The 15,462-nt window shown below is 72.3% G+C and carries 18 protein-coding genes; 6 read left to right on the forward strand and 12 right to left on the reverse strand.

Annotation, left to right across the window (positions count from 1 at the left end; translation table 11 throughout):
• Positions 1 to 278 precede the first annotated feature (278 nt).
• Genes ACFWYW_RS05945 through ACFWYW_RS05985 form a run of 9 tightly spaced genes read right to left on the reverse strand, consistent with a single transcriptional unit; the run spans position 279 to position 7,193 of the window.
• Positions 279 to 1,481 (reverse strand): beta-ketoacyl synthase N-terminal-like domain-containing protein, encoded by a 1,203-nt coding sequence (locus tag ACFWYW_RS05945; RefSeq protein ID WP_379618519.1) that lies wholly within the window; start codon positions 1,479 to 1,481, stop codon positions 279 to 281.
• Positions 1,478 to 2,767 (reverse strand): beta-ketoacyl-[acyl-carrier-protein] synthase family protein, encoded by a 1,290-nt coding sequence (locus tag ACFWYW_RS05950; protein ID WP_379618521.1) that lies wholly within the window; start codon positions 2,765 to 2,767, stop codon positions 1,478 to 1,480. Before ACFWYW_RS05950 ends, ACFWYW_RS05945 begins: the two co-directional genes overlap by 4 nt.
• Positions 2,764 to 3,585, reverse strand: a complete 822-nt coding sequence (locus tag ACFWYW_RS05955) for a cupin domain-containing protein (RefSeq protein ID WP_379618523.1) — start codon at positions 3,583 to 3,585, stop codon at positions 2,764 to 2,766. The genes ACFWYW_RS05950 and ACFWYW_RS05955 overlap by 4 nt, the downstream gene beginning before the upstream one ends.
• A complete protein-coding gene (locus ACFWYW_RS05960; RefSeq protein ID WP_379618525.1) occupies positions 3,582 to 3,827 on the reverse strand; it encodes an acyl carrier protein in 246 nt (81 codons plus the stop codon). Before ACFWYW_RS05960 ends, ACFWYW_RS05955 begins: the two co-directional genes overlap by 4 nt.
• A gap of 10 nt (positions 3,828 to 3,837) precedes the next feature.
• Positions 3,838 to 4,659: an SAM-dependent methyltransferase gene (locus ACFWYW_RS05965; protein ID WP_379618527.1), complete on the reverse strand. Its 822-nt coding sequence runs from the start codon at positions 4,657 to 4,659 to the stop codon at positions 3,838 to 3,840.
• Complete coding sequence (locus ACFWYW_RS05970) at positions 4,656 to 5,822, reverse strand: FAD-dependent oxidoreductase (protein WP_379618529.1); 1,167 nt, start codon at positions 5,820 to 5,822, stop codon at positions 4,656 to 4,658. The genes ACFWYW_RS05965 and ACFWYW_RS05970 overlap by 4 nt, the downstream gene beginning before the upstream one ends.
• Complete coding sequence (locus ACFWYW_RS05975) at positions 5,819 to 6,127, reverse strand: antibiotic biosynthesis monooxygenase family protein (RefSeq protein ID WP_379618531.1); 309 nt, start codon at positions 6,125 to 6,127, stop codon at positions 5,819 to 5,821. The genes ACFWYW_RS05970 and ACFWYW_RS05975 overlap by 4 nt, the downstream gene beginning before the upstream one ends.
• On the reverse strand, positions 6,124 to 6,843 hold the full coding sequence (locus tag ACFWYW_RS05980) for an SDR family oxidoreductase (protein ID WP_379618533.1): 720 nt from the start codon (positions 6,841 to 6,843) through the stop codon (positions 6,124 to 6,126). The genes ACFWYW_RS05975 and ACFWYW_RS05980 overlap by 4 nt, the downstream gene beginning before the upstream one ends.
• Entirely contained in the window at positions 6,840 to 7,193 is a 354-nt protein-coding gene (locus ACFWYW_RS05985) for a SchA/CurD-like domain-containing protein (RefSeq protein WP_379618535.1), read from the reverse strand. The genes ACFWYW_RS05980 and ACFWYW_RS05985 overlap by 4 nt, the downstream gene beginning before the upstream one ends.
• Before the next feature lie 353 nt (positions 7,194 to 7,546).
• On the opposite strand from ACFWYW_RS05985, the gene ACFWYW_RS05990 reads away from it, so the two are divergent.
• The 6 genes from ACFWYW_RS05990 (at position 7,547) to ACFWYW_RS06015 (ending at position 13,030) form a co-directional block, all read left to right on the forward strand.
• Positions 7,547 to 8,359, forward strand: a complete 813-nt coding sequence (locus ACFWYW_RS05990; protein WP_379618537.1) for a sensor histidine kinase — start codon at positions 7,547 to 7,549, stop codon at positions 8,357 to 8,359.
• Positions 8,338 to 9,003: a response regulator gene (locus tag ACFWYW_RS05995; protein WP_379618539.1), complete on the forward strand. Its 666-nt coding sequence runs from the start codon at positions 8,338 to 8,340 to the stop codon at positions 9,001 to 9,003. The genes ACFWYW_RS05990 and ACFWYW_RS05995 overlap by 22 nt, the downstream gene beginning before the upstream one ends.
• A gap of 161 nt (positions 9,004 to 9,164) precedes the next feature.
• Positions 9,165 to 9,503: a TcmI family type II polyketide cyclase gene (locus tag ACFWYW_RS06000; protein ID WP_379618541.1), complete on the forward strand. Its 339-nt coding sequence runs from the start codon at positions 9,165 to 9,167 to the stop codon at positions 9,501 to 9,503.
• Entirely contained in the window at positions 9,500 to 11,221 is a 1,722-nt protein-coding gene (locus ACFWYW_RS06005; RefSeq protein ID WP_379618543.1) for an acetyl-CoA carboxylase carboxyltransferase subunit alpha, read from the forward strand. Before ACFWYW_RS06000 ends, ACFWYW_RS06005 begins: the two co-directional genes overlap by 4 nt.
• On the forward strand, positions 11,214 to 11,663 hold the full coding sequence (locus ACFWYW_RS06010) for an acetyl-CoA carboxylase biotin carboxyl carrier protein (protein ID WP_379618545.1): 450 nt from the start codon (positions 11,214 to 11,216) through the stop codon (positions 11,661 to 11,663). The genes ACFWYW_RS06005 and ACFWYW_RS06010 overlap by 8 nt, the downstream gene beginning before the upstream one ends.
• The gene (locus ACFWYW_RS06015; RefSeq protein ID WP_379618547.1) at positions 11,660 to 13,030 is read left to right on the forward strand and encodes an acetyl/propionyl/methylcrotonyl-CoA carboxylase subunit alpha; all 1,371 of its coding nucleotides are present in this window, start codon (positions 11,660 to 11,662) and stop codon (positions 13,028 to 13,030) included. Before ACFWYW_RS06010 ends, ACFWYW_RS06015 begins: the two co-directional genes overlap by 4 nt.
• Positions 13,031 to 13,190: 160 nt before the next feature.
• On the opposite strand, the gene ACFWYW_RS06020 is transcribed toward ACFWYW_RS06015, so the two are convergent.
• The 3 genes from ACFWYW_RS06020 to ACFWYW_RS06030 are packed head-to-tail and all read right to left on the reverse strand — an operon-like array spanning position 13,191 to position 15,036.
• Complete coding sequence (locus ACFWYW_RS06020) at positions 13,191 to 14,120, reverse strand: RluA family pseudouridine synthase (RefSeq protein ID WP_379618549.1); 930 nt, start codon at positions 14,118 to 14,120, stop codon at positions 13,191 to 13,193.
• Complete coding sequence (lspA, locus tag ACFWYW_RS06025) at positions 14,117 to 14,683, reverse strand: signal peptidase II (protein WP_379618551.1); 567 nt, start codon at positions 14,681 to 14,683, stop codon at positions 14,117 to 14,119. Before lspA ends, ACFWYW_RS06020 begins: the two co-directional genes overlap by 4 nt.
• Positions 14,647 to 15,036: a TraR/DksA C4-type zinc finger protein gene (locus tag ACFWYW_RS06030; RefSeq protein ID WP_184960723.1), complete on the reverse strand. Its 390-nt coding sequence runs from the start codon at positions 15,034 to 15,036 to the stop codon at positions 14,647 to 14,649. Before ACFWYW_RS06030 ends, lspA begins: the two co-directional genes overlap by 37 nt.
• Between the last annotated feature and the right edge of the window lie 426 nt (positions 15,037 to 15,462).

Consider the following 15,462-nt stretch of genomic DNA (forward strand, 5'->3'; position numbering starts at 1 on the left):
GCAGTACCGGAACCCTTGGGCTGACCCGATCGGGCCGCCGCCCCACCCGGGGCGGCGGCCCCTCCCGGACCCAAGCCCTTCCCGGACCAAAAGCCCCGCACGGACCAAAGCCCCTCGCGGATCCAAAAGCCCCGCACGGACCCAAAGCCCCGCACGGACCCAAAGCCCCGCACGGCTTCCAAACCCCGCACGGGGCGAGAGGCCGGCGCGGAGCGAAGGTCCGTGAGGGCGCCGGAAAGCCCGCCCCCGGGCGGGAGGCGGGCTGGGCGGGGTGGGGGTCAGGGGCGGGTGAGGACGGCGGCGGAGTTGAAGCCACCGGCGCCGCGGGCGGTGACGAGGGCGGCCGAGAGCCCGCGCACCAGGCGCGGCTCGGTGACCAGGTCCAGGTCGGTGGAGGTGGTGTTGATGGTGGGCGGGATGACCCCGTCGGCCAGGGCCAGCGCGGCCCACGCGAGGTCGAGCGCGGCGCCGCCCGAGCACAGGCGGCCGGTCATGGTCTTCGGGACGGTCACCGGCACCCGGCGCCCCCCGAAGACCTCCCGGAGCGCGGCCACCTCGGCGGCGTCCCGGTCCCGGCTGCCCGCGCCGTCGGCGAAGACGACGCCGATGTCGGCGGGGGTCAGCCCGGCTCTGGCGATCGCCTCGCGCATGGCCCGCGCGTACTGGCGGTGGTCGGAGCTGGGGTCGGTGACGTGGTGGGCGTCGTGGGTGGAGGCGGTCCCGGCGATCTCGGCGTAGACCGTGGGCGCGCCCCTGCCGTAGGCCGAGTCTCTCTCCTCGACCAGCAGGATCGCGCCCCCTTCCGCCGGTACGTACCCGGCGGCGTCCGGCGAGAAGGGCCGGTAGGCCAGGTCCGGGTCGGCGCCGCCGGACAGCGCCGTCTCGCTCGACTGGCAGGCCAGCGCGTAGGGAGACAGCGGCGCCTCGGTGCCGCCGGTGACGACCGCCTCGGTCCCGCCCCGTACGAGCCGCGCCGCCTCGGCCAGCGCGTCGATCGCCCCGGCCGCGTCGGCCACCAGGACGCCGCAGGCGCCCTTGAGCTGGTGCTTGATCGACAGCTGGCCGCTGCTGGCGGCGTAGAACCAGCCGATCGACTGGTAGGCGCTGACCGCCTTGGGACCCTGGTTCCACAGCGCCTGGATCTCCCGCTGGCCGAAGGCGTTGCCGCCCGAGCCGCTCGCGGTCACCACCGACAGGTCGTACGGGTTCTCCATGCCGGGGTCGAAGGCGGCGTCGGCCAGCGCCAGGTGGGCCGCGGCCAGCGCGAACCAGGTCCACCGGTCGGTCTGGACGCGCAGCTTGCTGTCGACGAACTCGCTGTCGTCGAAGCCGCGGACCTGACCGGCCAGGGGCACGGGGCCCGGGCCGACGGCGGCGATGCGATTCTCGCCGGCGAGCGAGGCCTCCCAGTGGTCGGTGACGCCCACCCCCGTGGGCGCCACCACGCCGAGGCCGGTGATGACCGCGCGGCGGGCGCTCACACCGCCCCCGAAGAGACGGCCCCGGAAGAGACGGAACCCGAGAAGACCATCGCCGACTGGAAGCCGCCGAAGCCGCTGCCCGCCGACAGCACGTGCCCGGCCCGGACCTCGCGGGCGACCAGCGGCGTGTAGTCGAGGTCGCACTCGGGGTCGGGCGTGGCCAGGTTGGCCGTGGGCGGCACGACGCCGCGCTTCAGCACCAGCGCGCAGGCGGCCATCTCGATCGAGCCGATGGCGCCGAGCGAGTGGCCGACGACCGACTTGATCGAGCTGATCGGCACCCGCCTGGCGTGCTCGCCCAGGGCGCGCTTGTAGGCGGCGGTCTCGTGGCGGTCGTTCTGCTTGGTGCCGGAGCCGTGGGCGCTGATGTAGCCGATCGCCTCGGGGCCGAGCCTGGCCTGGGCGAGCGCTGCGGAGATCGCCTCGGCCAGTTCGTGCCCGTCGGGCCGCAGGCCGGTCATGTGGAAGCCGTTGGCGCGGGCGGCGTACCCGGAGACCTCGCAGTAGATCGTCGCGCCGCGCCGCATGGCGTGCTCGAGCTCCTCCACGACGAGGATGGCGGCGCCCTCGCCGAGGACGAACCCCTTGCGGTCGGCGTCGAAGGGCCGCGAGGCGCCCTCCGGATCATCATTGCTGGGGGTGGTGGCGCGGATGGCGTCGAAGCAGGCGACGGTGATCGGGGAGATGGGCGCGTCGGCCGCTCCCGTGATCATGATGTCCGCCTCGCCGTCCTGGATGAGCTGGAAGGCGCGGCCGATGGCGTCGATGCCCGAGGTGCAACCGGTGGAGACCACCGCGGCCGGGCCGTGCGCCCCATAGCGTACGGCCAGCTCACTGGCCGCGCTGGAGGGCACGAGCGCCTGGTAGAGGAAGGGCCGCAGGTGGCGGTGGTCCACCTCCCAGTCGCGGCCGTGGTCACTGGCGACCACGTACTCGTCCTCCAGCGTGATGGTGGCGCCGACGGCCGAGCCGAGCGAGACGCCCATCCGGTCGCGGTCGGCCGCCTCCAGGTCGAGCCCGGAGTCGGCGAGCGCCTCGTCGGCGCAGGCCAGCGCCATCTGCACGAACCGGTCGGTGCGCCTGATCTCGCGCGGCGTCAGCCCCGCCGCGGCGGGGTCGAAGTCCACCTCCGCGGCGATCTGGGAGCGGAAGGGCGAGGGGTCGAAGGCCGTGATCCGCCGTACGGCCGGCTTGCCGTCCACGATCCGGTTCCAGAACTCCTCGCGGCCCACGCCGCCCGGCGCGATGACGCCCAGGCCGGTGACGACCACACGCCTGGAGTTCACGACGCTTCCTCGGTGTCGACGTGGCCCAGCTCGGGCCGGGGCGCGAGCGGGCAGAGCTGGAAGACGACGAGCGCCTCGACCTCGCCGACGTTCGTCAGCCGGTGGCGGACGTTGCGGGGCACGAACAGCGCCTGCTCGGCCTCCAGGACGACGGGCTCGCCGTCCAGGTCCACCTTGAGCGTGCCGGCGGCCAGGAAGAGGAACTCCTCCGAGTACGGGTGGTAGTGCTCGGCGACCTTCTCGCCGGGCGCGACGCGCACCGCGCCGCTGAAGCCCGCCGTGGCGCCGCAGGTGGCGGGCGAGAGCAGGGTACGCAGGTCACCGCCGCGCCGCTGGTTGGAGGGCACGTCGTGGAAGCCGATCACCGCGCGGCGACGGCTCTCCAGCTTCTCCTTGATCAGCCCCATCTGGACCAGCGTGTTGGTGTTGATCCGGTCGGTCATCGCGGCGGTGTCGATCGGGGCGCCGGGCTTCATGTGGAAGTCCTGGACCCAGCGCATCCGGGTGAGGTCGTCGGCCAGTTCCTCGTACACCCAGGTGATGTTCATGAACTCGAACGGGCCGGTCTCCACGCGGCGGGCCCGCACGGTCCAGGTGTCGCGGTCCCAGGAGCGTTCGGAGACCCAGCTCCAGACGCGGCCCTGCTCGTCGGGGTGCATGGTGAGGCGGAAGGTGACGGAGGACGCGGTCTCCTCCAGCACCTCGGCCTTGGCGTACTCGGAGAACAGCTCCGGCCAGGTGGTGACGTCGTTGGTGTGCTCCCAGACGAAGGCGGCCGGGGCGGCGATCTCGATCGCGTTGTCGGTGTGCCCGATCATCGGGTCACCGCCGTGAGGCGCTGGTTGACCAGCTCGCGTACCTCGGCGGGGGTGGCGTGCTCGGTGATGCGGTCCTCCACGTCGACGCCGAAGCGGTCCTCGATGCGGGTGGCCAGCTCGACGCGGGCCAGGGAGTCGAGGCCGAGTTCGTCGAAGGTGCGCTCGGCGGCGCCGTCTCCCGCCTGGGAGGGCAGGCCCACGGAGGCCAGCAGGTCGCGCAACGTGCTATCGGTGAATTCCATCATGATCCTTTCAGCTGAGGGCGGTGACAAGCCAGATACGGGCGGCGCCGACGACCGAGGAGTCGGCCATCGGGGGGACGGGGCGGCCGAGGCTCCTGGCGAGGTCGGCCTGGTGGGTGACCTCGGCGCGCCAGCCGAAGCCGGCCAGCCAGCCGACCGGGTCCTCGACCGACGACAACCAGGCGGCCCGGGTGGCCTGCAGGCGGTTCATGGCGGGTTTCATGGCGGGCTGGCGCAGGTAGGCCTCGTTGACGTGCTCGGCCGACAGCCGGCTGCCGGGCGCCGACAGTTCGCCGACGCGCTCCAGCACCCGCGCGCCGTCCTCGGGCGCCAGGTACATGAGCACGCCCTCGATCAGCCAGGCGGTCGGCCTCTCCGGGTCGAACCCGGCCTCGGTGAGCGCCGCGGGCCAGTCCCCGCGCAGGTCCGCGGCGACCGCCTTGCGCGCGCAGCGGGGCTGGGCGCCCTGGTCGGCCAGCACCTTCTCCTTGAAGGCCACCAGATCGGGCAGGTCCACCTCGAACAACGCGAGGTCCTCCGGCCAGCCGAGCCGGAAGGCGCGCGTGTCGAGCCCGGCGGCCAGCAGCACCACCTGGCGGATGCCGGCCGCGGCGGCCTCGGTGAGGCGGTCGTCGAAGTAGCGGGTGCGCAGCACGAAGTGGTCGGCGGCGCGCCGTCCCGCCTCGCTGACGCCGTCGATCCGCCCGGCCGCCTGGACCAGGGGGCGGGCGAGGGGGTCGTGGAAGAGGCCGCTCGGGCGCGCGCTCTCTCCCTCTCGTGCCTGCGCGATCAGCACGGCTGTACGGCTCACGCCGCTGGGCAGCCCGGTCATGGTGTGTTCCTCTCGGCGAAGTCGACGGCCATGGTGAGGTCGTAGGTCTTGCGGAAGACGAGGCGGTCGAAGGTCAGCCGCATGAAGGCGTCGCGGGCCGCGCAGGCCAGCGGGTTGCGCCAGCGGGTCAGCGCCCCGTTGGCCCGGGACCTGCGCGCGATGCGGGCGGTTCTGGCGACCCTCCTGGCCTCGTAGCGGGCGAGGGCGGTGGGCAGGTCCCGTTCGCCCATGACCTGGCCGAGGACGACGGCGTCCTCGATGGCCTGCCCGGCGCCCTGGCCCAGGTTGAAGGTCATGGGGTGGGCGGCGTCCCCGAGCAGCGTCACCGGGCCGTGGCTCCAGCGCGCGGCCGGCGGCCGGTCGTAGATGGGGACGGGGGTCAGGTCCGCCTCGGGGGTGGCGGCGATGAGCGCGGGCACGGGATCGGGCCAGCCGGCGAACTGCTCGGCCAGCAGGCCGGTGATCCTCGTGCCCAGCGGGGCGGTGATGTGGTCGCTGAGCACGCCGTCCCAGTAGACGTGCTCGCCGCCCAGCCGGTAGCAGACGAACCAGCGGCCCTCCCCCCAGGTGCTGAGGAAGGTGTGCGGGGGGACTCCGGAGCCGGGCAGCTTGATCACGCCTTGGAAGGCGGTGAAGCCCGCGTACCTGGGGGGCGGTTCGTGCGGGATGAGCCCGGCCCGTACGGACGAGCGCAGCCCGTCGGCGCCGACGAGCAGATCGGCATGCTCCTGCCGGCCGTCGTCGAAGCGGAGCGTGACCCCGTCTCCGCCGGCGGAGAAGCCGGTGCAGCGGGAGCCGAGCACCAGGTCGCCGCCGACCTCCTTGGCGAGGAGCTGGTGCAGGTCGGGACGGCTGACGCTGTAGACGGGCGCGTCGTAGACGGGGGCCATGTCGGCCATCGGCCAGGTGGCCAGCGTGCGGTCGCGCCGGTTGCGGAAGTGGTGGGTGTGCAGCTCGTAGCCGGCCTTGCCCGCGTCCAGGCCGAGCTGCCGCAGCGCCAGTACCGCGTTGTGCCAGAGCACCAGGCCGTGACCGGACTGGGCGGCGCGCAGCGCGGGCGCGCGCTCGTGCACGGTGACGGCGGCGCCGGCGCGGCGCAGCGCGATCGCGGCGCTGAGACCGCCGATGCCGCCGCCGACCACGGCGATCCTGCGCGCGCTCACGACGGGCTGCTGGTCTCTTGCCTGATGTGGAAGCGCAGCGAGCGCGCCTCGGTGATGCACTCGCGCATGGGCTTGACCAGCTCGCGGTGCTCCTCGCCGGCCTCCCAGGCCAGGAACGCGTCCAGGTTCGCCCACTCGCTGGTGATGAGCCACTGCTCGGGGTCGGTGGCGGACTGGCAGACCTGGTCCTTGAGGTGTCCGGGCACGCCGCCGGCGACCTCGTAGCGGATCTTCTCGTAGGCGGTGAGGAAGTCGTCGGTGCGCTCGGCGGGCACCCGGATGAGGAAGACGACGCGGGCGCTCATCGGGGCGGCCTTCCCGACAGCTCGGAGGTGAACTCGAAGCGGCCGAGCACCGGCACCACGCTGCCGTACAGGCCGTCGGACTCGGCGCTGGTCAGGAACGCCACCACGCGGGCCACGAGCTCGGGCGCGACCATGTGGTCGGTGTTGAGGTCGGGGCGCTCCCGGCGCTTCTGGGGCGTGTCGGCCATGGTCATGGACACGACGTTGGCGTGCACGCCGCCGCGCTTGAGCTCGTGGGCGATCGAACGCACCCAGGCGACGAGCGCGGCCTTGGATGCGGCGTAGGCCGACAGGGCCGGCATCGGCTCGTCGGCCAGCGGGGTGCTGAAGTACACGAGCCGGCCGCCGTCGGTGAGGTGCGGCAGCAGGGCCTGGGTGGCGGTGACGGCCGACAGGAAGTTGTCGCGCAGCATGCCCTCGTAGGCGGCCGGGTCCATGAGGAAGTACGGCCCGGCCCGGAACCCGCCGACCAGGTGCACCAGCCCGTCGATCCGCCCGAAGGCGGCCAGCGCGGCCTCGGCCGCCTCCCGGGCGCCGGCGGGGTCGGAGACGTCGGTGGCCAGCGTCTCGACGTCGTACTCCTTGCCCAGCTCGGCCAGCCTGGCCTTGTCGCGGCCGGTGAGCAGGAGGCGGTCGCCGCGCCCGGCCAGCCGGCTGACGACGGCGGGGCCGAGGCCGCCGGTGGCGCCGGTGACGATGAGCGCCGGCGCCGTCATCGGACGGGCTCCGCCACGCGGGTGGTGACGTGCTCCATGATCGCGGTCATGAAGAAGGCGCGGGCGCCGTCGGGCGTGCTCAGGTCGCGGGGCACGGCCAGGTGGGGGTCGAGCGCGCGCTCCAGCTTCTGGATGCTGGGCTGCCTGGACAGGTGCGCCATCACGCTCGGCAGGCTGCCGTCGATCTCGACGACGCGGATCACCGTGGTGTCCTTCATGAAGATCGAGGTGCTGACCAGCCGCGCGCCGTCGGGGGTGTCCCACTCGGGCGGATCGTAGGTGGCCAGCAGCTCGCGGACGGCCGCCTCAGAGCCGGGCTTGATCTGGAATGTGATCGCATGACGTTGCATGCCTTCAGCGTGTTCGGAGGGGGCCCGGGTGTCTTCCACCGCTTTGGCGAACCCGCGTCCCCTCACTTCGGGGGATCTCCTCCCCTCCTCGAATGAGACATAAAGGATTCACCCCAATAAAACCCAAATGTAAATTGTTGAAGCGCACACCATTTCGCCGTGTTACGTCGGCCATAGAGAAGGCATAGCGAACGCTGGGAGAACGCTGTGAGCGCTTGATCCGGGCAGGTCAGCATGGTATGCCCTGCGCAGACGGAGCTCCAGCGAACGGAATAACCCTCTATGTGAAGCCCCTGTGACCATTCTTACGATTTTCTTGTAACTGGTATCCGGGTCAACTAGGCTCCCCGATCATGGGGGTTAAATGGGGAAATACTCACTTACTTGGGGACATCCAGCTCCTTGAGGTAGAGGTACTGCTGGCCGTCCTTCTCGGCCTCACCACCGCGGCCCTGGTCGTCACCGGGGCGCACTGCCGGCTCAAGTCCGGCTCCATGCTGCGCGAGCGCAGCCGGATCGCCCGCGACCTGCACGACGGAGTCGGGCACGGCCTCGTCGTCATCGCCTTCCACGCCCGCCAGCTCGCCACCGCGCTGCCTTCGGCGCGCTGCGCGGCCGACGTCATCGACAGCACCGCGCAGGCCACGCTGGCCGAACTGCGCGGCGCCCTGGGCAGCCTGCGGGCCATGCCCGCTCCACCGCCGGGAGGAGAACCCGGCCTCGTGGCGCCATCCGCGACCCCCCTGGCGGTCCGGCTGGCCGAACTCACCGACCGCGCCCCGGAGGGACAGCTCACGCTCGTGATGGAGAACCTGTCCAGCGTCAAGGACGTGGGAGCGGACGTGGAGCACACCGCCTTCCGGGTCGCCCAGGAGGCGCTGACCAACGCGCTCAAGCACGCCGACGGCCCGATCCTGCTGTCGGCCTCGATCGACGGCTGCCTCACCGTCGAGGTGATCAGCCACGGCGGCGGCGGGCCGAAGGCGGTCCCGCCCGAAGGAGGGGGCGGCACCGGACTCGAAGGACTGCGCCAGCGCGTGGCCGAGCACGGCGGCGTACTGGAGTCGAGCCCGCTGGCCGGGGGCGGCTTCGCCGTACGGGCGCTGCTCCCGCTGGAGGGCGGCCACTTATGGGAGGACCGCCCGTGCGAACGATCCGCGTCCTGATCGTCGACGACCAGCCGCTCATCAGAACCGGCCTGCACGCCACGTTCAGCGGCGTGCCCGACATCACCGTCGTGGGCGAGGCGGCCAACGGGGTCGAGGCCGTCCAGGCGGTCAGGCGCCTCAGCCCCGACGTCGTGCTCATGGACATCAACATGCCGCGCATGGACGGCCTCACCGCGACCAGGGAGATCATCGGCGCGCGCAGCCCGGCCAAGGTCGTCATCCTCACCATCTACGACCAGGACGAGCACCTGTTCGACGCCCTGCGCAACGGCGCCAGCGGCTTCATACTCAAGCACGCCCCCACCGAGCGCGTCATCGACGCGGTACGCGAGGCCGCCGAGGGCGACGCCCTGCTGTCACCCTCGGTCACCCGGCGGCTCATCGACGAGTTCGCCAAGCGGCCCACACTCGCCAGCACGACCACCGGCAGCCTGCAGCAGCTCACCGACCGGGAGCGAGACGTCTTCCGCCTCCTGGTACGCGGCTACAGCAACGACGAGATCGCCCGGGAGCTGGTCCTCGGCGACAGCACCGTCAAGTCCCACGTCCAGCACCTCTACCAGAAGCTCGGCCTGCGCGACCGCGTCCAGGTCGTCATCTACGCCTACGAGAACGGCCTCGTCCCCTCCTCCGCGCGTTAGTGCTCTCCCCCGCGCGGAGGAGGCGGGCAATCAGGCATGCGGTGGGCGACACCCGCCCGGGGCGCTTCCTACGGTGAGAACGCCATTGCGTCTCCATTTCGCGAACGCTCATTCCGCAAAGGGCTCATTTCGCGAAGGGCTCGTTCCCCCCAGGAGGTCACGTGTCCGAAAGGATCCTCATCGTCGCCAGGCTCAGCCCCGGCAGCGCCCCCGAGGTAGCCCGCCTGTTCGGCGAGTCCGACGACGGCGAGCTCCCCCACGCGCTCGGGGTCCGGCGGCGCGAGCTTTACCAGTACCGCGAGCTGTACTTCCACGTCGTCGACTTCGACGGCCCCGCCGGCCGGGCGATGGAACAGGCCCGCGACCGCGCGGACTTCCGCGGCCTGAGCGAGGAGCTGAGCCCGCACGTCGTCCCGTACGACCCGGCCACCTGGCGCAGCCCCGCCGACGCCATGGCCACCCGCTTCTACCACTGGAGTCCCGGCGGAGGCGTCCAGTGACCGTCACCGCCACCGACGAGTGGACCCGGTGCTCCGGCTGCTCGGCCATCGTCTACCTGCCCCGCCTGGCCCGCGCCCACCAGGTCTGTCCCGAGTGCGGCCACCACCACCGCCTGCGGGCGATGGAGCGGATCGCCACGCTGGTCGACGAGGACTCCTTCCGCCCGGCCGTACCCCAGGTCAGGGGCGGCGACCCGCTGGGCTTCTCCGACACCCTCCCCTACACCGAGCGCTTGGCGCGCGCCAGGGCCAGGACCGGCCTCGACGACGCGATCGTCTACGGCCGCGCGAGCATCGGCGCCCGCCCCGCGGTCGTGGCCGCCATGGACTTCGCCTTCCTCGGCGGCAGCATGGGCTCGGCCGTCGGCGAGGCCGTCACCCGCGCCTGCGAACTGGCCGTGCGCACCCGCCTCCCGCTGGTGCTGGCCATCGCCTCCGGCGGCGCCCGCATGCAGGAGGGCACGCTCTCGCTCATGCAGATGGGCAAGACCGCCCAGGCCATGAGCCGCCTGCGGCAGGAGGGCCTGCTGTCGGTCTGCGTGCTCACCGACCCCACGTTCGGCGGCGTGACCGCCTCGTTCGCGACGCTGGGCGACGTGCTGGTCGCCGAGCGGGGCGCGCTCATCGGCTTCGCGGGTCCGCGCGTCATCGCCGCGGCCACCAGGGAGCGGCTGCCCGAGGGCTTCCAGAGCGCCGAGTACCTGTTCGCCGGCGGCATGCTCGACCGCGTCGAGCCCCGCGAGGGCCTGCGCCCGCTGCTGTCCCGCCTGCTCGCACTGACCACCCCGCACGCCGTGGTGGCGCGCGACCCGGACGAACTGACCGCCCCGCACCCGCCCGCCGTGGCGCGCGACCGGGACGAACTGACCGCCCCGCGCCCGCCCGCTGTGGTGCGCGATCCCGACGAGCTGACCGGCCCGCTGCGCCCCCATGAGACGGTACGGCTGGCCCGCGACACCGCCCGACCCACCGCCCTGGACTACATCTGGCACCTGTGCACCGACTTCGTCGAACTGCACGGCGACCGCCTGCACGCCGACGACCCCGCGATCGTCGGCGGCCCCGCGATGCTCGGCGGCGCACCGGTGATGATCGTGGCCCACCAGAAGGGCCACGACACCAAGGAGCTCGTCGCCAGGAACTTCGGCCTGGCCCACCCCGAGGGCTACCGCAAGGCGCTGCGCCTGATGCGCCTGGCCGACCGCCTGGGCCTCCCGGTGGTGACCTTCGTGGACACGCAGGGCGCCGCTCCCGGTGTCGGCGCCGAGGACCGCGGCCAGTCGTGGGCCATCGCCGAGTGCCTGGCCGGGATGTCGGAGCTGGCCGTGCCGGTGGTCGCCACCGTCATCGGCGAGGGCGGCAGCGGCGGCGCGCTGGCGCTGGCCGTGGCCAACCGGGTGCTGATGCTGCGCCACGCCGTCTACTCGGTGATCAGCCCGGAGAGCTGCTCCACGATCCTGCACGGCGACCCCTCGCACGCCCTGGAGCTGTCGTCGTCGCTGCGCATCACCGCGCCCGACCTGCTGCGGCTGGGCGTCGTGGACGGCGTCGTGCCCGAACCGGCCGGCGGCGCCCAGGAGAACCCCGCCGCCGCGATGGACGCGCTGCGCGAGGCGGTGCTGGAGGCGCTGGGCGAGCTGGCCGGAATGGACGGCGCCCAGCTGCGCAAGGACAGGTACGAGCGGTTTCGCCGGCTGGGAGTGGTCGAGGGTGGCTGAACAGGATCTGCACGCGGCGCTGCGGCTGCTGCGCGAGGAAGTGGGAAACCTGGTCAAGACCGTTCCCGGACCGGTCTCGTCGGTCTCGGTACGGCTGGGCGACTGCTCGCTGGAGGTGTCGTGGGCCGGGGCCGTGCCGGCGGCGCCCGCCGTACAGGCTGAGTGGGAGGAAGCGCCGCAGGAGGCGGCCGATCCGGCGCTGACGGTCGTGACGGCGCCGCTCGTCGGCACGTTCTACGTCGCGCCCGAGCCCGGAGCGGCGCCGTTCGTGCGCGCGGGAGACCGCGTGGAGGCGGGCCAGACGATCGGCATCGTGGAGGCGATGAAGCTGATGAACCCGGTGGCCGCCGAGCGGTCCGGCGAGGTCGTGGAGGTGCTGGCGGGCAACGCCGAGCCGGTGGAGTACGGACAGGACCTGGTGCGGATCAGGGTGGACGGATGAGGCCGCGCAAGATCCTCATCGCCAACCGGGGCGAGATCGCGGTCCGCGTGGCCAGGACCTGCCGGGAGCTGGGCATTCCCACGGTGGCCGTGTACTCGAGCGCCGACCGGGCGGCCAGGCACGTGGCGGCCTGCGACGAGGCGGTGAGCATCGGCCCGCCCCCGGCCCGCCGCAGCTACCTCTACGTGCCGGCGATCATCGAGGCGGCGCTGCGGACGGGGGCGGACGCGATCCACCCGGGCTACGGGTTCCTGTCGGAGGACGCCGACTTCGCCCGGATCTGCGCCGCCCACGGCATCACGTTCATCGGCCCGCGCCCCGAGGTCATGGACCTCGTCGGCGACAAGGCGCGGGTACGCGCGCTGATGGCCGACGCCGGGCTGCCGGTGCTGCCCGGCAGCGACGGCGCGGTGCCCTCGCCGGCCGACGCGGAGAAGATCGGGGCCGAGATCGGCTACCCGGTGATCGTCAAGGCCGCGGCGGGCGGCGGCGGGCGCGGCATCGCGGTCGCCCGCGACGCCGGCGAGCTGCGCGAGGTCTACCGCGCCACCACCGCGCTGGCCCAGCAGGTCTTCGGCGACGGGTCGGTGTACGTCGAACGGTTCGTCCCGGCGGCCAGGCACGTCGAGGTGCAGCTGCTCGGCGACGCCTCGGGCAGCGTCATCCACCTGGGCGAGCGCGACTGCTCGCTGCAGCGCCGCAACCAGAAGCTGGTCGAGGAGGCGCCATCCCCGCTGCTGCCGGACGACCTGCGCCGCCGGCTCGGCGCGTACGCGGTGGCCGGGGCCCGGCACGTCGGCTACACCGGCGCCGGCACGATGGAGTTCCTGGTCGACGCCGACGGCAACGCCACCTTCATGGAGATCAACGCCAGGATCCAGGTCGAGCACCCGGTCACCGAACTGCTCACCGGCGTGGACCTGGTCGCCGAACAGATCAGGGCCGCCTCAGGGGAACGGCTCTCGCTCACGCAGGAGCAGGTCACGCTGACCGGCGCGGCCATCGAGTGCCGCGTCAACGCCGAGGACCCAGCCACGGGCTTCCGCCCCACACCCGGTCTCCTCACCGTGTTCCGCCCGCCGGGCGGGCCGGGCGTCCGCGTCGACTCGGGCTTCGCCCAGGGCGACCGGGTGCCGCCCGACTACGACTCGCTCGTCGCCAAGCTGGTCGTGTGGGCGCCGACGCGGGCCCAGGCGATCGCCAGGGCCGACCGGGCGCTGGCCGAGTTCGCCGTCGAGGGTCCAGGCGTGGCCACCACCGTCCCGCTGCTGCGCGCGCTGCTGGCCCAGCCCGAGTTCGCCGCCGGCACCCACACGACCGCCTTCGTCACCGACTACCTCTCCCGCACCCCGGCCCCCACCGGCTAACACGCTCCCGGCCAAAGAGCGGGCCGGTCCAGGCGGCCAAGGGGGGCCGTGACGGTGGTGCGTCTGTCCGACGTGAGAAGCGACCCCCACGATCGGCGCCCGCGCGCGGCGGCGGGTGGCGTGGGGGCGGCTCGCCGTAACGGATAAGGCACGAGAAGGGTTAAGACTCGGAGCGCACCAGGTCGAGGGCTTTTTGGAGGTCTTCGGGATACTCCGTGGTGAAGGAGATCCACTCACCCGAAGATGGGTGCTCGAAGGCCAGGGACACCGCGTGCAGCCACTGGCGCGTCACGCCCAGCCGGGCCGCCAGCGTCGGGTCGGCGCCGTAGAGGAGGTCGCCCACGCACGGGTGCCGCAGGGCGGACATGTGCACCCGGATCTGGTGCGTGCGTCCCGTCTCCAGCTTGATGTCCAGCAACGACGCCGCCCGGAACGCCTCGATCGTGTCGTAGTGCGTCACCGACGGCTTGCCGCCCGCCACCACCGCCCAGCGCCCGTCCCCGGCCGGATGCCGGTCGATCGGCGCGTCCACGGTGCCGCGGAACGGGTCGGGATGTCCCTGGACGAGGGCGTTGTAGCGCTTGTCCACCGTGCGCTCCTTGAAGGCGCGTTTGAGGTGGGAGTACGCGTGCTCGCTCTTGGCCACGACCATCGCCCCGGTGGTGTTGGCGTCGAGCCGGTGCACGATGCCCTGGCGCTCGGCCGCGCCGCTGGTGGCGATGGTGTGCCCGGCACCGAGCAGGCCGCCGATCACGGTGGGGCCGGTCCAGCCGACGGTCGGGTGGGCGGCCACGCCGATCGGCTTGTTGACCACGACGATGTCGTCGTCCTCGTACACGATCGTCATGCCGGGCACCGGCTCGGCGACCGGCATCGGGGTGGTGACCGGGGGCGGCATCGTCACCTCCAGCCAGGCGCCCGCGTGCACCCGGTCGGACTTGGCCGCCTCGCTGCCGTCGACCAGCACCTCGCCGGCGCCGATCAGCTCGGCGGCGCGCGTACGGGAGAAGCCGAACAGCCGCGAAAGGGCGGCGTCCAGCCGCTCCCCCTCCAGCCCGTCCGGGACGGGCAGGCTGCGCTGCTCGCTCACTTCTTCACCTCGCGGGTGCCGTCGATCTGCAGGCCGCGCCAGGCCAGGATGACCGCCAGGATGCCGCCGCACACGATGGCGGAGTCGGCGATGTTGAAGACCGGGAAGTAGTCGATGATCGGGAAGTTGCCCGGCAGCACCTCGATGAAGTCGACCACGTGCCCCTGCAGCTGGGTCGACCGGCCGATGCCGGACGGCCAGCGCAGCAGCCGGTCGGTGAGGTTGCCCAGCGCGCCGCCCAGCAGCAGGCCCAGCGTGATCGCCCACGGCAGGCTGCGCAGCTTGCGGGCGGTGCGGATGATCGCCACCACCACGCCCGTGGCGATGATGGTGAACACGAACGTCATCCCGGTCCCGATGCTGAACGCGGCGCCGGAATTGAAGATCACCCGGAACTGGAGCACGCCCGAGATGATCACGTTGGGCGGCTCGCCTTCGAGCGTCCGCAGCACCACGGTCTTGGTGACCAGGTCTGCCGCGTAGATCACGAAGGCGAGCGCGCCCAGCAGGAGGAGGAGCTTGCGCTTTACCTGCGCTCCTCCCGCTGCTTGCACGTCACGCACAGCGTCGCCCTCGGGAACGCCTGCAGGCGCTCCTTGCCGATCGGCTTCTGGCACGATTCGCACACTCCATAGGTCCCTGCGTCGATCCTGGCGATCGCACGTTCGTTCTGCGCGACCAGGTCGCGCGCATTCAGGGTAAGGGCGATCTCGCGTTCGCGCTCATAGGTCTTGGCTCCGGCGTCCGCCTGGTCGTCGCCGGCGCCCTGCGTCACATCGCCCGAGGCGATCTCCGACTCGTGGCGGCGAATGTCGGCGTTGAGCTCGTCTATCTCCCTTTGCAGGGACTCGCGTACCTCGGCCAGCTCCTGCTCCGACCACATCGACGGTGTTGCGGTCTGCGTGACTGCCGCCATGGCTGCCTCCATGCTGATCAAGGCCGGTGAATGGTGCGGGCAGCTTAGGTGCCCGATAACGGATCGGCAAACGACCCGCCGTGCGGTTTACCCCTCCCGTACTATCCCGCCCCGCGAATTCAACTCCTCCGCTGGAGAGTCCATTCCCACCGCTTTGCCCGCCACGGACGCGGCCCGCGGAAAACGGGGAAGTCTTTCGCTCCACTCTGCGTTATGGTTTGAGCCTGCAAGGCGTTGATGGGGCCCGACTGTGAGGGATATCACCCCGGAGCCGCCGGAAGAACGGCTCGTCACCGAGCTCACTAGAACCGGCCGCAGCCCTGAACGAAGAGGGCCCCTTTTCCGGGGCCAAGAAGGGTGGTACCGCGGAGCCCTCCGGCTTCGTCCCTTCACGCACCTGTCAGCTTGTGACCAGCGTGGAGGTCC

This window comes from Nonomuraea sp. NPDC059023 (assembly GCF_042740095.1).
Lineage (GTDB): Bacteria > Actinomycetota > Actinomycetes > Streptosporangiales > Streptosporangiaceae > Nonomuraea.

Excerpts from the sequence above, each read along its gene's own strand:
- ACFWYW_RS05955 (WP_379618523.1), bottom strand. The coding sequence starts at position 3,585 with ATGATCGGGCACACCGACAACGCGATCGAGATCGCCGCCCCGGCCGCC.
- ACFWYW_RS05960 (WP_379618525.1), bottom strand. The coding sequence starts at position 3,827 with ATGGAATTCACCGATAGCACGTTGCGCGACCTGCTGGCCTCCGTGGGC.
- ACFWYW_RS05965 (WP_379618527.1), bottom strand. The coding sequence starts at position 4,659 with ATGACCGGGCTGCCCAGCGGCGTGAGCCGTACAGCCGTGCTGATCGCG.
- ACFWYW_RS05975 (WP_379618531.1), bottom strand. The coding sequence starts at position 6,127 with ATGAGCGCCCGCGTCGTCTTCCTCATCCGGGTGCCCGCCGAGCGCACC.
- ACFWYW_RS05980 (WP_379618533.1), bottom strand. The coding sequence starts at position 6,843 with ATGACGGCGCCGGCGCTCATCGTCACCGGCGCCACCGGCGGCCTCGGC.
- ACFWYW_RS05985 (WP_379618535.1), bottom strand. The coding sequence starts at position 7,193 with ATGCAACGTCATGCGATCACATTCCAGATCAAGCCCGGCTCTGAGGCG.
- ACFWYW_RS05990 (WP_379618537.1), top strand. The coding sequence starts at position 7,547 with ATGGGGGTTAAATGGGGAAATACTCACTTACTTGGGGACATCCAGCTC.
- ACFWYW_RS06015 (WP_379618547.1), top strand. The coding sequence starts at position 11,660 with ATGAGGCCGCGCAAGATCCTCATCGCCAACCGGGGCGAGATCGCGGTC.
- ACFWYW_RS06030 (WP_184960723.1), bottom strand. The coding sequence starts at position 15,036 with ATGGCGGCAGTCACGCAGACCGCAACACCGTCGATGTGGTCGGAGCAG.